The organism is Halarcobacter sp. (assembly GCF_963675975.1).
In the GTDB taxonomy this organism is placed as follows: Bacteria; Campylobacterota; Campylobacteria; order Campylobacterales; family Arcobacteraceae; genus Halarcobacter.
In genome coordinates, this window is the sequence record NZ_OY780939.1 from 576,511 (window position 1) to 591,251 (window position 14,741).

A 14,741-nucleotide genomic window follows, 5' to 3' on the forward strand; every position below is an offset into this window, starting at 1 on the left:
GCAGTTGTTGACTCATCCACGACTTACAATTTTATTGTAAGCTTTCGCGGTGAGTGGTAGAGAAATAAAAAAAGACTTCATATTTTATTTATAATATGTTGTCTTTACCCCTTTTATAAATCTATAATGTATATTTTATCTTTCTTATTTTCAAAAGTATTATATATATCTTCTTTCCATTCTTTATAATAGTTTTCATCAACCTCAACTTTAAATAAAACTATAAACAGATAATCCCGCTCTTTTAAATATCTTATTATTTTGTCTGGAATAGTTCTTAATTCTCATTTATTAGTAGGTCATTTAATTTCAATTGCTATTTCATCTATAACAATATCAGGTCTTGAATCATTTTTAAAAACTTCAATATCTAAGTTTTCAAAATGATTTCTTAAAAATCATGCTAATTCCATTTGATATGGTTCTTCTTTTGAATGATACCTTAAAGGCTTATATGAAGATATTTTATTATCTAAATCTTTTATAAGAGTTGGAATATTATCTACTCTTTCCTGCTCTAGTAATTTAGATTTTTTTCTTTTCTTATATTTATATATTAAAAATATTATTCACAAAATAACTAATATAACTCACACAATAGTTCAGTAATATTTAATGGCTTCAATATTTGGTTTTATAAATAAAAAATAAGTCATATATAAAAATATAAATATCAAAACAATTCAAGCAGTAATTCAGTCTAACTCTTTTTTTGTAGCTTTTTTAGATTTACGATATGCTTTTTTTCTTTTAGTGTATCTTCTCTTTTTTGGAGTATCATCCCATATATCAAAGTTCATTATTTTTAATTTAAAAAATAAGTTATTATGTATAAATTAACATATTTGTTAAGAATCTGCAAATGTGCTAATTAGATATAAATAAAAAGACTCCTATAAAAGGAGATCTTTTTAAAATTTACTCAGATATTCTTACTACTTTTGAATCTACATTGCTCTCAATTGTCCAATAAGTATATTCATCATCATATTCATACCATTTAAAATTTGCCCTATCAAATCTTAACAAGACTAACATATCTTTAATTGTCACATAAAAATCTAATTTATTTTTATTATTTGCAAATGTTCATCAAACAAATTCTATAGTTCAGTTATAACTTCATTTTGAATAGACATCTATATTATGTTCCCACATTTTTCTATCCACTAAATCAACATAAGCTTTTCTCATCTTAGGAAATTCTTTAGATTGTAGCTGTGAAACTTTTGTTTCCAATTGTTTTGCAATTTTTTTAACTTCATCATTTTTATCATTAATATAATCATCTATTATTATTGCATAAGCTCCAAAAAGTACAACTTCCATTGTTAAATTATCAATAGATTCTTTATATGTATCTCAATTAAAATTATTAATAGATTCAATTTCTTTATTAAGTCTATCTATAGCAGTTTTAACTCTTTCTTGTTCTTGTAATTCTCTTTGCTTTTGTGCTGCTTCTTCTTTTTTCTTTTGCTCTTCTAATTGTCTTTGTTTTTCAAGTTCTTCTTGTTCAACTTTAGCTTGTAAATTTTCAGGAGAAATTCTTTCAATATTTTTAGAAATTTCTCTAGTTACCATTTTATTAATTCAAACTATTTGAATTTTATTTTCTCAAAGTTCTAAAGGATAATTATATATAGTACTGTTTTCAATTAAATCTATTTTTTTTCAATTTACTTCTAAACTTTCCAAATTTTCATGAGTTAATTTAATTTCTAATTTTTCTTCTGTTGTGTATGAGTCATTTATATTATATTCGACATTTAATTTAGTTATTCTTTCTATTGCATTTTTTTCTTCTAGCTGATTTTTCATTGTCCCACCTTCTAAAATTCAATAGCTAATCATGTATCAAAAGAACACTATCACAACATAAAGTGTGACAAACTTTGCTTTTGATAAATCAGAATATTTGTTAAAAATAAATTCTCTAACTTTTCAATATATTATAGGTAACATTAATAATCAAAACATTATAGAGATTAATCATACAATGATATTTCCTCATTCAAGTAAGCTTATTATACTCATAAATATAAACATACCCCCGTAAAGATACAATATACCTTTTCATATATTTAAAAATAGTTTTTTCATGTTTTTATATTAGAAAATAAAGTTTAATTTATAAAATCTATAAAGTTATTGTTTTCATCAAATTTCGCTGTAATTACTTTTTCTTCTCAATTATCATAATATTTAGTTGTAAATACATAATTTTCTCAATCTAATTCATATTTAGTATTTATATGACTATATGAGTTTGGATTATTCATCATATCTTTAATCATATTTGTTAAAACTATATTACTTCCATCAGTATTTAACATACTATCTGCTTTTGAATATTTTTCTTCAATTTCATTTTTTATATTTTCATACTCCATAAGTGATTCTGTAGAGATATATGAAAGTTGTCATATTACAAATAAAACTAAAATAGTAGTTATTATCCAATGTCTAACAAACCAATTTCTTAAATCTTTTTGACATTTAGGACAAACAGAAGCTTTTATTGGTATTTGTGAAGCACAATATTTACAAATCTTCAATTCTTTATTTTCCATAATAAAAAGGTAATTAAATAAGTATCTATACCAATAATATGTTTTAGCGAACAAAAAAGGGCAACATAGAAGCTCTAAAAATGTTCGCCAAAACATACCTTCTGCTTACAAAATCATAAACGAGAAAGGCGAGCAACTAAGTTGCCCTTTCATATTTACGATTCTGTAATTTAACATATTGGTATATTTTGGCAGTTAAATAATAAACAAAAGTATTAGATTTTCAAGTTTTTATATTTAATACTTATTAATATTACAAAATGAAATAATTTTTTAATAATCTAATCTCATTTGATAAAATTACAAAAATTATAATTAAGGAAATAAATGGATACTGATTTAATATATAACTATGAAGAACTAAAGTTAAAATTATTAAAATTCTCAAAATATAAAATTCTTAATGATGAAACTAAGAATATAAAATTTTTAGATATTAAAAAACAGATTCAAGAATATAAAAATGAATCTAATCAAAAGAAAAAATTTATAACAGTATTTCTAATATCTGATAATAAAGTCATAATGCAATATGATGAAAGACTAGATAAGTTCAATTTGAAAATTTTTGACCCATATATAAATGAGAAAAACAATTTAAAAATCATTATTTATTTTTTTGATACTACTCATAAAAACAATGCATATATTAATTTCTTAAATGTATGTGAAAATATTAAACTAAAAATAAACTTCAAAAATTACATTTCAATTTTTTCAAAAATAAATTTACCTATAAGTGGATTTTTTAGTGTTTGTTTCACTTTTTTTACAATATTTGCTTTATCAGAATATGGAATACCAATTATTAAAGTAACAGATTTCCATATAATAGTTATATTACAAATGTTTTCAATTTTATTTTTAGCTATATTTTTTTCATTCTCTGCTATATTAATAATCTTTTTATTGATTCCTTTATTACTCTATATCTATGTAGGCTTTAATAATTTATTTATTTTAGGTATGGTTGAACTTGTAGTACTACTAATCACTACTTGGTATTTAAAGAAATACTATCCTAATTTATTAAATAAACTACCTATACTAATAATTAAACCTTCTCTATATATAATGAGTTTTTTTAGTATTTTTTGTTCTCTATTATTTTTAACAATTATGGGACAAAGTATTCTTTCAAGTTTTTTTCCATATAGCAAGTTTTATAATAAATCTGGATATGAATTAGCAATAAACGAATATATAACTAGATTTTCAGGTTATCCAAAAATACTTATTAAAGACCAAAAAAAATATTATGTTCCAGTAGTTGATTCAGATTATTATTATGTATATGATATAGAAAAATCAAAAAACAAATATCTATCTGATTTGAAAAAAGATAAGATGAAATCTAGATTAACTTCAATTTGTGAAAAAGATTCTACGAAAAAAGAGTTTTTAAAAAGATATATAGTTAATAATCCATATATTAAACCTCAATTTCTTACTGAAAAAATCAAGATTGATAATAATGATGTTAAGCTTGAAGCTTTAAAGTTTGAAAGCTTAATTAATTTAGAAGAAATCAATGATTTATGTAAAAAATAACTTATAACTTCAAAGTTATAAGTTATTTAGGAATTCTAACCTTTAAATCTATTAACACGAATATCCTTACTTTTAATACTAAAAGAAGATATGCAATTACTATTTTTTAAAACATTTAATAATCTAATATTTTGCTCTGAATTTTGAATCTTTTCATACGATCCAACTTTTGAACATAACCTATTGTATGGAGAAGAAAAAGTACCTAATAAGTTAGATATTTCAACTGCTGTAAAGTTATTAATTTCAAGTTGATAAATTAAATATTTTAATTTATCATCATCAGAGATATGTGATATAACTTTCTTTAATAAATTAAATGACATAGACTTTTTATTTTCTAAATATAATTTTCCTAAAAGTAGTGCAATATCTTCTTTAATATCAAAAGACTCTATATCTAATAAATTAATTAAATAAAATTTTTGCTCAGTTTTTAATTTAGAAGATTTTAATAATTTGATATAATCTTCTTCTGATAATAAATCACTAAGTTCTTCAAAATCTTTTATAAAATCATTAAAATTATTCTCTATTAATATAATATATTTTGATATAGAACATTCAATTAATTTTTCAATATTTGTTTTACTAAGTTGTAACTTCTGATTTTCTAATAATATATCAATCTTATCTTCACCTATATTACATACATCAAAACTAGCATACCAATAAGCATTTGATTTAATTAGTAACCTATATGAAGAATCTTCAATTTCATTTGATTCTAAAATATTTTTTAATAACTTTGTTTTAAAATTTTTATTCTGTTCACAATATTTATTATTTATTCTTACCTTGGAAAGTTTTTCAGAATTAGAAACAATATTTAAATAATCAATAGTAATACTATTTATACTACCAAATTTCAAATATATTTGATTTATATTTTCCCATGTTGCTTCAACTTTATTTTTCTTGATTAAGACTTCTAAAACCTCTATATGTTTTATTTTAGATACATCAAGAATAATCAGTTTTTGTGAATCAATTATTCTAGACTTTATATCATTATCTAAATCTTCATTATTTAATAATGTAATCAAAGTCTCTTCATCTTCATTATTATTAGTTTCAATCTTTAAAAATACATCTACAATATAACTTTCAATATTGTCTTCAATTCTCTGAATTAATTTTCTATCTTTATCAAAAGCTAAAATTGTTGTTAAATGTTTAGTTTTAAATCCATTGATAATTTCATTTTTGTTTTCAACTTTTGTTAAAATTATTTGCTCAATCATTAATTTATTTAAAATATAATGATTATTATCATAAATATAATTGAAAATAGAAATATTTTCTATTGGTTCATTTAAATTCTTAAACTTAATATTTAAAAGCTTTAATAATTCTTTAAATGAATTATTTTCTTCTTCACTTAAACTTCTTATTTTAGATAAATTTTCAATATAGTTTTTTAAAGTCTCGTCAATATTAAGAGATATTATATTTTTAGGTGCAATATTCATTAATATTTGATAAAAAAAATCTTCTTTTTCTTCTGATGTAAAACTTCCATTATAAATATATTTCCAAAAACCATTCCATTTTTTTACAATTTCTACTATAAAAACATTATGTTTTGGCAATATTTTAAGATATTGAAAAATAAAATCTAATGATTTTTCATTTAATTCAATAAGTTGTGACATAACTGAATCATATTGTTTTTTGTATATTGACTTATTATCTAGTAAATAATCTAATAAATTAAAATTAAGTACTGAGCTTTTTTTAAATTCATTTATTCTTAATTTATTAACAATTTCTTTTAAATTTGTTAAAGCAAAATCATAAGAGATACCTATATTATTTATCACTGATTTCAGATACTCCGTATCTGATGATGTTAAACTCTTTTCAAAAGAATATGATAAATACATGTAATAGTTTTCATCAATAAAACCATTAAGAATTAAGAATTTCAACAGTCCTTTATCATCTATAATATCTTTACCAATAATACTATCCATATTTTCGGAAAGACATAACTCTGATATTGTTTTTGAATTTAATGATTTTTGTTTCTTCTCTAAGTCTTTTATTTCTTGATTTAGATTTTGTATAGTTGTATTATTTTTATTAATAATAAGTTTTTCTCTTTCATCATAACTAAGGTCATTTATTTCATTTTCTATATCTTCAAATGAAATAGCATTATAAGAATAATTTGGATTCCTAATATTTTTTGAATTCTTAATTAATTCAAATTTTTCATCACTTATAGCTTCATTAAAGAGTATATTATGATTATCAGCTCTTAACTGAGATGGATTATTCCCAATTTTTTTTATCAAAGAAAATACATATATTTTTCTTAAATCATCTATATTACTTACTTGCTCTTTTTCAATTTGTTTTATTTTATTTTTTAAAAGTTCTATATCTTTAATATATTTATTATCAATCTCTTTAACATATTTATTTCTATTTTTAAATACATTAAATACTATTCCTTGATCTTTATGCAGTAAACTAAAATCTTCAGGATAAAAATTTTTATATACCATTACTGCTAATAATTTTACTTTATCAAGCTTCCGTCCAATTTTTTTATCATAAATTTTATACTCATTATATATATTCTTTAATAACCTCATATCTTTAATATATAAAGAGATATCACGAAGAAAATCTATAAAATCATTTTTTTTATTTCCATCATATTTATTTAAATCATTTTCAAAAAACTCTAATAATTTATCATATGATGTTGATGAATTAACATAAGGAATTATTGGTATCATAAAATCAAAAAACTTAGTTCTTGAATCACCCTCTGTAAACATTTCATCTTTAATAGCATATAAAAAAACTATTTTTTTAGATACTTGTTCTGAATTATTAATAAAATTATTTAATTCTCTCAATTTTGTGAATATCTCTATATTCTCAAATCTATCTAAATCTTGAAATACAACTATATTATATTCTGTCGCACTAAAAAAATATAGAATTTCATCTAAATATTTATTCAATAAAGAATTCTCATCAGGTTTATTTGTACTTATTTCTAAATTATTTAGATTCAACTTATCTAAAGTTATTCCTGTAAAACTATGAATCATACTTTTTATAAAGAAGAATCCTCCACCAAGTAAAATAAAAAAAGATAAAAATTTCAATAATGGAGTACCAAATAATTTTAACTTTTCAGAATTTAAAAATTGAATAAATTCTAAAGAATTTATATATTTTGTATCAAAAAAAATTAATAATGAAATTATAGTTATTAAAAGTAAGAATGATTTAGACTTAAGATAATTTATCTTATTAATCCTTTTAAATCTTGAGAATGGCACTTTCTCCTGTTCAACTTTATAAAAAATTTGTTGAAGTATACTTTTTTCTATTAAAGATAAATCTTTATCTTCTTTTTTGAATGTTGCTAATGATATATCTAAAAAATTATATTGTGGATTTTCATTTTCAAAAGTTTTTAAAAAGCTACTTTTACCAGCTCCATATGAACCAGAAATTGCAATATTTGTAACATCTTTACATTCTAATGCTTCATTTAATGAGTTTACATACACCTCAACCTTTTCTGCATTTTTTGAAGGAGTAAGAAATTGAAAATTCATAGACTCTTTTTTTTCAGTTTCCATATTAGATATTTTAGGTTTAAAATATGAATTTATTTTTGTTATATTCATTAAAACTTCTTATATTATTTTTTATATTGTAACTTTATATTAAACAAAATCAATTTAAATAATAAGCAACATAAAAATATTTAATCTCCCATTCCACCTAACCAAGATGGAATAGTATATAATGTTTCAAGTCTTTCTTTTTCTTTTTTAGTGAGATGTCTAGAAACATGATGAAAAACTTGTAATAAAAATTCTTTCATATTTTCAAATGCCTCATCATCATAAATAGTACCTGACTTTTGTTGATTAATAATAGTCATAATCCATTTTAAATATACAGATGGTATCATCACATCTGATATATCTTCCCAAGAATTATGATATTCATAATTTGGATATAGACTTCTATGTTTACTTTCTAATATGTTATCACATTGACCTTTGCAAGACCAAGTAAAATCTTTTATAAATTCATTTCCATTTTCATCAGTTTTAGACCACATACAAATAAGACCACGATAATCATTATGTAATAGTAATTCTTTTTCACATACCATACACTTTAAACTTGGCTTTTCTAAAAATAGTTTTGCAGGTTTAGGATTTTCTACTTCCCAAGTTTCAAAAGATTTGGAAAAATATCTTTTTGCAAGCTTTAATCCATCAGAAGATGATAATAATTTATGCTCAATTTTTTCATTATCAAAAACTTGACATTCAAAAAAGCTTTTCATCCCCTCTAAATTTGTTGATAACCCTGAACTTGCTAATGTAGAATAAAAACCTATAAAACCTTGACAACCATGTGTTTCAACTCTATCTCTAATATTAGATTCAATACTAGGAGAAACTGAACTACCACTATGAGCATTATGTTTGCAACTCACAAGCCATCTAATTTTTGTTTTCCCTCCTATACCTATCCTAATTTCTTCTACAATTAAGTCCTTCCCTCCATCAGCACCTCTATCAGGTTCATTAATAATTTTATAACCTAAAAATTCTAAGAAATCCCTCGTAAATAATTCAAAAGTATCTTGCCTACCACTACCTATATTAGCTTGTGGTATTTCTTTAAAATCTAGTATTGGCATTATTAATTTTCCTTATCTTTTAAAATATTATATAAATTTTTTAATCTTTGATTATCCATATCAAGTATTGGTTCATACATAAAAGAGTTTATATGTATATTTTCAGGTGTCATAAGATTTACTTGTTCTAATAATTCAATATTTTCCAAATCATCTGGAAATTTATCTTTAAATATTTTTATCAATTCTAAAGTTTGATTTCTAGTAATCCCATCTGTGAGTGTTGTATCATTAATAGTATAAATCATAAATTCTTCAGCTTTTAATCTAATTGCAATAGACAAAACAATTTTACTTTCTAGTTCGATTGCATTAGATGTTTCACTTAAAATAGTATCAGCACAATCATATATATGTGAAAATACACTATCTGTATGATTATTTAAAACTAAACTAGATTTATCGGCTAAAATAGATTTGTAAATATCTTCCAAATCTTTCATTGTTATTGAATTAGTGTCACTTTTAATATGTAATAGTGATGTTAAAGTATTAAATTCATCTTTTTTACCAATATATTCAGCTAAATTTCTAACAAATGGAATTGAAGCTAAAAGTATTTTTTCATCACTATGTAAATTACTTTTAAAATAATCAAAAGGTTTTAAATAACTTGCATTAACAATCTCAATCCCATCACTTGTTTTATTTACCATTCTAGCAAATTTACGACCTATGAATCTACTTTCAAGTGTTCTGAAAAAATCAAAATTATGCGTTAAAATTAATTGATAAAACTTAGCTGTTTTAGAAATATCTTTTAAATATTCTATAATTGCATATTTATTTTTATAATCAAATGAATCTGCTATATCATCAATAATAAAAATAGTTTTTGAATCTAATTTCTGTCTAGCTTTAATTTCAAAAATAATATTCAAAAGATATAAAGCCCTTTTTTCTCCTTGGCTTAATACATTAAGTAATTTATCTTTATCAATATTTGTACTTTCTTCACTATCATTAAAAATAAACTCTAAAGATGGTGTATTTGTTTTTAAAATAACATCTTCTTTATTTTTGATATTTAATGTAAAAGGTAAACCTTTAAATCTTTCATTAAATTCATCTGTTGCTTTTTTCCATTCAGTTTGTGTATCTTTAGCCTCATCAATAATTCTTTTAATTTCTTCTTTTTTATCATTATATAATTCAATTAAACTTTCTATATCAGTCGTATGATCCAATAAAAAATTTAACCATGTTTCTTTTTTAAAAGACTCATAATCCTTTAATTTTATCAATAATAAATTATCATTTTCTAAAACTTGTTTAAATTTCCTTAAATCAACATTACCTGTAATTGCTTTATCAACTTTATCAAAAAGTTTTTTTAGTTCAGGGTCATTTACAACTTTTTCAATTTCACTCTCTAAATATGAATTAAACTCATTTGATGACTTTATAGTACTTTTATCATTTAATTGTAAATTATGACCTGCCTGAAAAAATGAATCATCTTCAACTGATTTCATAATTGTTTTAGCCTGAAATGTTCCAAATGAATTATCTGATTGACTAAAAAAGTTTGAATGAGCTACTAGGTTATCATATTGTTCTATATATTTATCAAGAATTTTAATATTTTTATCTAAAAATGCTTTAACTTTGCCACCCTTATCGAATACATCGTTGTATCTAAAGGTATGAGTATTTTTTGTAACTTTTGATAAAATAGGTGAAATTTTTTCTATAATATCTAAAAAAGTTTCTTTATCATTTTCCCTAAATGTATCAAGTACTTCTTCTTCACAATCATTACTTAAAGAAGTTTTTTTAAGCTTTTTAATAAAATTTGATTGCTCCTTATCTAACTCAGTATATATTTCATCATATTGCTTTTTTAAATCTTGTTTTACAAGAAGAGTAGATAACTTTTCAGTTTCAAAAGTTTCATTATATGGTTTTATTGTAAAAACTTCATTATTTAATATATCATTTCCATCTTCATCTTGTATATTTCTAATTGTAGTTCTTCTTGGAAATACTAAATCACTTGTATCTTTACCTTTACTTAAATCATAAAATGTCTTTTCAAATGATGATTTCATCATACCATTTGGAGCATAAATTGCATAAGTATTTGTTTCTGTAAAATCAAAAGTTTCATTTAGCCTTTTTATTCCATAACAATTTTCAAAAGATACTAATAAGTTTTTCATAATGCTATTCCTAAAATTATTTTTTACATTATATCTTTTTTGTTACTAAAATCAATTTCATGGTAAGAAGTTTAAATCTTATATTTTAATAAATTCATAAAAATCTTTTAACTCATCTAAATCAACTTTAGCTAATTCTTTATAGTCAAAGCTCTCAGAAATACCAATCTTGAAAATTAAGAGATTTTTATTTATATTTTTCTAAATTTAGTGAAATATAAAATTATTCAAATAAAATATATTATTATAAAAGGTCAAATTTCAGTATATAATAATCTCTCATTTTGCCACAAGATATTATCATTTAAAAACTCTGAACGATAAAACCAATCAAAATAATTTAAAAAAGAAAAAATTAAAATAAAAGAAAATAATAAATTAATATTTGCTGTTATTATTCACATAATTAAGTCTTTAAATTTTAGTTTATTTGTAAGTCAAATTCTAAAACTATATAAATATCATAGAAAAGGTATAAATTTTCAATACATAAATATAAAATTTAATTTCTTGATAGATAGTTTTTTAAAATTAGAATAATTACTAAAAAGAATAGCTATATAATATAGAACTAAATCTAATAAAATTACAAAAGCTAAATATTTTATATTTATAAAAAATAAAGAACAAATAAATAATAAAATATAAAAATACTTACTCTTAGCTTTATTAAATAATAAATATTGTAAATAAAAGAATAATAATAAAACTAAAAAATGAATAATTATTAAAAATATTGAGTTATTTATAATGATTGAGAAAAAAGAAAAGTATTTTAAACTATCAAATATAAAATCACATGATACTCCTAGTAATCATAAACTAGTATTTCAAATACTACACATTAATATTCATTGTTCTAATAAATTCATCATTTTAAAATTAAATAATAATATAAAAAAAGAATATTGACTTTAATAAAAAAATCAATAAAAGTTTATAGCTTACCTTTTGTAAGTACAAAATCAAAATTCATTTAGGAGAAATAGAATGATTAAGAAAATGATTTTATCATCATTAGTAGCTGGTGTAATGTTTATCAACAATGCATATGCAAATAACTTGGATGAATATGAACTATTATCCAGCCAAGCAGGTCTCGGAATTTATAAAAAGGATGGTAGCTATGGAATTGGCGAAATATATGTACAACGCATTAACATGAAGCATGTTGATGTTAAACTTATGCATGGTAATAAATCAGGAGATTTTTTTGGCAAAGCAACATTAAGCTCATATTGGACAATTCTAAAAGATAATATAAATGCTCTATCGGTTAGCAATGGTGCATTTTTTGAAGACTTATCTAACACTTCAACTCAATTATCATTCCCTATAAAGATTAATGGTAATACATTAACAACAGGGGCATCAAATGATTTTCCAAATGAAAGAAAAATGCTTGTCTTTAAAGATACCTGCGCAAATGGATATAAATGTGCATTAGTTATGAACTATTCAACTAGCATTCTAAATTCAAGTTCTTATTCAAACATAATTGTTGGGTTAAGTCCTTATGCTGATAAGTCTAGTTCATTCCCTTTAGGGAGAACTTTCATTGGCGTTGACCATTCTAATACTGGTACACCAATTTTGTATATAGTTCACGGCACTAATGCAACGCAATCACAAATGCGTGAAGTAATGTATGACCTAAATATTTATGATGATGCAATAGTAATGCTTGATGGTTCAGGATCAAGTCAATTAGCTTTTGGAAACACTAAAGTTTATGGTTCAAGAGGTACAGGGCCAGATTATAGAAAAATTCCTCAGGTAATTGTTGTAATAAAGAAATAAAAAGTTAGTTGTAGTTTAAATATAAATTTAAAATTTATTGACTAACATATTATAAAAAATAGACACAAGTTTTGTGTCTATTTTTAATTAATTTTCTTCATAAATTCATAAAATTCTTTTAACTCATCTAAATCAACTTTAACTAATTCTTTTAAATATTCTTTATAGTCAAAGTCCTCAGAAGTACCAAAACTGATTATTAAGAAATTTTTGCAATACAAAAAACTACAAAGAAAATTCTTTGTAGTTTTTATTTATATTTTTCTAAATTTAGTGAAATACAAAATTATTCAAATAAAATATATTATTAAAAAAGGTCAAATTTCAGTATATAGTAACCTTTCGTTCTGCCACCATAAATTATCATTTAAAATCTCTGAACGATAAAACCAGTCAAAATTATTTAAAAATCATCAAATTATAATGAAAGAAAAAATTAAGTTCATACTTCAAATAATAACTCCTGTAAATAATTGTCTTACCGAAAGCTTATTTGTAAGTCATATCCTAAAACTATATAAGTAACCTAAAATAGGAATAAATTTACCATACATAAAATAATAACGAAGTTGTTTATTTGATAGTTTTTTCAAATTATTATATTTTTTAAAAATATATCCAACAAAATATAGTATAATATCTAATATAATAACAAAAATTATATATTTAGCATTCAAAAAGAATAAAGAAAATAAAAATAAAAGCATAAAAAAATAATCAATTTTTTTATTGTTTATATATTTATATGCAACATAAAAGAATAATCATAATAATATAAAATGTATAATAGTTAAAAATATTGAATTATTTGTAATAGTTCAAAAAATAAAAAAATATCATATGTTTTCAAATATAAAGTTACATGTAACTCATAGTAATCATAAGTCTGTATTTCATACCTCACATAACAATATTCATTGCTTTAAAAAATCCATAATTAATAATTATATAATAATTATTAAAGATAATATTGACAATGATTAAAAAATCAATAAAATTTATGGCTTACATTTGTTAAGTATAACAATTTAATCCTACTCAATTTTTTCAGGAGAAGAAAAAATGATAAAGAAGATAATTCTATCTGCTTTAGTCGCAACAACTTTATTCACTACTCAAGCAAATGCAAATAACTTGCATGAGTATGATTTAGTATCAAACCAAGCTGGTTTAGGTATCTATAAGAAAGATAATGATTATGGTCTAGGATTGGGGGAAATTTACGTACAGCGTATTAATATGAAACATGTTGATGTCAAGCTGATGAATGGCAATAAATCAGGTGAATATTTTGGGAAAGCTCTACTGAGTTCCTACTGGAATATTCTCAGTGGAGGAATTAATGCACTTTCTGTTAGCAATGGAGCTTTTTTTGAAAGCTTGTCAGGCTCAACGACCAAGTTATCATTTCCATTGAAAGCAAATGGTACAGTGTTAACTACAGGCGCATCGAATGGTTATCAAAATGACCGTAAAATGGTTGCCTTTAAAGATAAGTGTGCGAGTGGTTATAAGTGTGCTTTGGTGATGAATTACTCCGATAGTCGCTTTAACTCAAACTCCTATCAAAATGTAATTGTAGGACTAGATGCCTATGCAGAAGGTAAATCAGGCTGGGCATCAATAGGAAGAACTTTTATTGGTGTCGATCACTCCAATTCTAGTAACCCAATTATGTATATCGTTCATGGCACGCAAGCAAGACAATCTGAAATGCGTAGCATAATGAATGACCTTGGTATATACGATGATGCTATGGTAATGTTGGATGGTTCTGGCTCAAGTCAATTAGCTTTTGGTAATACAAAGGTTTACGGCTCAAAAGGTACTGGCCCAGATTATCGAAAAATCCCTCAGATAATTGTTGTAACAAAAAAATAAAAAGTTAGTCGTAGTTTAAATATAAATTTAAAATTTATTGACTGACATATTATAAAAAATAGACACAAATTTTGTGTCTAT

General features: G+C 22.6%; 10 protein-coding genes. 3 read left to right on the top strand and 7 right to left on the bottom strand.

The window, feature by feature from the left end:
* Window positions 1-1,122 precede the first annotated feature (1,122 nt).
* The 4 genes from ACKU3H_RS02725 to ACKU3H_RS02740 all read right to left on the bottom strand — a co-directional run bounded on the left by ACKU3H_RS02725 (window position 1,123) and on the right by ACKU3H_RS02740 (window position 2,393).
* On the bottom strand, window positions 1,123-1,329 hold the full coding sequence (locus ACKU3H_RS02725; protein ID WP_320035448.1) for a hypothetical protein: 207 nt from the start codon (window positions 1,327-1,329) through the stop codon (window positions 1,123-1,125).
* Between the two features lie 33 nt (window positions 1,330-1,362).
* Window positions 1,363-1,584 carry a hypothetical protein gene (locus ACKU3H_RS02730; protein ID WP_320035449.1) on the bottom strand — a complete coding sequence of 74 codons (222 nt, stop codon included), beginning with the start codon at window positions 1,582-1,584 and terminating at the stop codon, window positions 1,363-1,365.
* Window positions 1,585-1,674: 90 nt separating this feature from the next.
* The gene (locus tag ACKU3H_RS02735; RefSeq protein WP_320035450.1) at window positions 1,675-1,821 is read right to left on the bottom strand and encodes a hypothetical protein; all 147 of its coding nucleotides are present in this window, start codon (window positions 1,819-1,821) and stop codon (window positions 1,675-1,677) included.
* Between the two features lie 407 nt (window positions 1,822-2,228).
* A complete protein-coding gene (locus tag ACKU3H_RS02740) occupies window positions 2,229-2,393 on the bottom strand; it encodes a hypothetical protein (protein ID WP_320035451.1) in 165 nt (54 codons plus the stop codon).
* A 507-nt stretch (window positions 2,394-2,900) separates the two neighbouring features.
* On the opposite strand from ACKU3H_RS02740, the gene ACKU3H_RS02745 reads away from it, so the two are divergent.
* On the top strand, window positions 2,901-4,124 hold the full coding sequence (locus ACKU3H_RS02745; RefSeq protein WP_320035452.1) for a hypothetical protein: 1,224 nt from the start codon (window positions 2,901-2,903) through the stop codon (window positions 4,122-4,124).
* A 35-nt stretch (window positions 4,125-4,159) separates the two neighbouring features.
* On the opposite strand, the gene ACKU3H_RS02750 is transcribed toward ACKU3H_RS02745, so the two are convergent.
* The 3 genes from ACKU3H_RS02750 to ACKU3H_RS02760 all read right to left on the bottom strand — a co-directional run bounded on the left by ACKU3H_RS02750 (window position 4,160) and on the right by ACKU3H_RS02760 (window position 10,979).
* Window positions 4,160-7,783: a hypothetical protein gene (locus tag ACKU3H_RS02750; protein ID WP_320035453.1), complete on the bottom strand. Its 3,624-nt coding sequence runs from the start codon at window positions 7,781-7,783 to the stop codon at window positions 4,160-4,162.
* Window positions 7,784-7,863: 80 nt separating this feature from the next.
* Window positions 7,864-8,817 (bottom strand): restriction endonuclease, encoded by a 954-nt coding sequence (locus ACKU3H_RS02755; protein WP_320035454.1) that lies wholly within the window; start codon window positions 8,815-8,817, stop codon window positions 7,864-7,866.
* 2 nt (window positions 8,818-8,819) lie between these two features.
* A complete protein-coding gene (locus ACKU3H_RS02760) occupies window positions 8,820-10,979 on the bottom strand; it encodes a hypothetical protein (RefSeq protein ID WP_320035455.1) in 2,160 nt (719 codons plus the stop codon).
* A gap of 1,161 nt (window positions 10,980-12,140) precedes the next feature.
* Here ACKU3H_RS02760 and ACKU3H_RS02765 point away from each other — a divergent pair.
* Both ACKU3H_RS02765 and ACKU3H_RS02770 read left to right on the top strand, forming a co-directional pair.
* A complete protein-coding gene (locus tag ACKU3H_RS02765) occupies window positions 12,141-12,779 on the top strand; it encodes a phosphodiester glycosidase family protein (protein WP_320035456.1) in 639 nt (212 codons plus the stop codon).
* 1,062 nt (window positions 12,780-13,841) lie between these two features.
* Window positions 13,842-14,660: a phosphodiester glycosidase family protein gene (locus ACKU3H_RS02770; protein WP_320035457.1), complete on the top strand. Its 819-nt coding sequence runs from the start codon at window positions 13,842-13,844 to the stop codon at window positions 14,658-14,660.
* Window positions 14,661-14,741 lie beyond the last annotated feature (81 nt).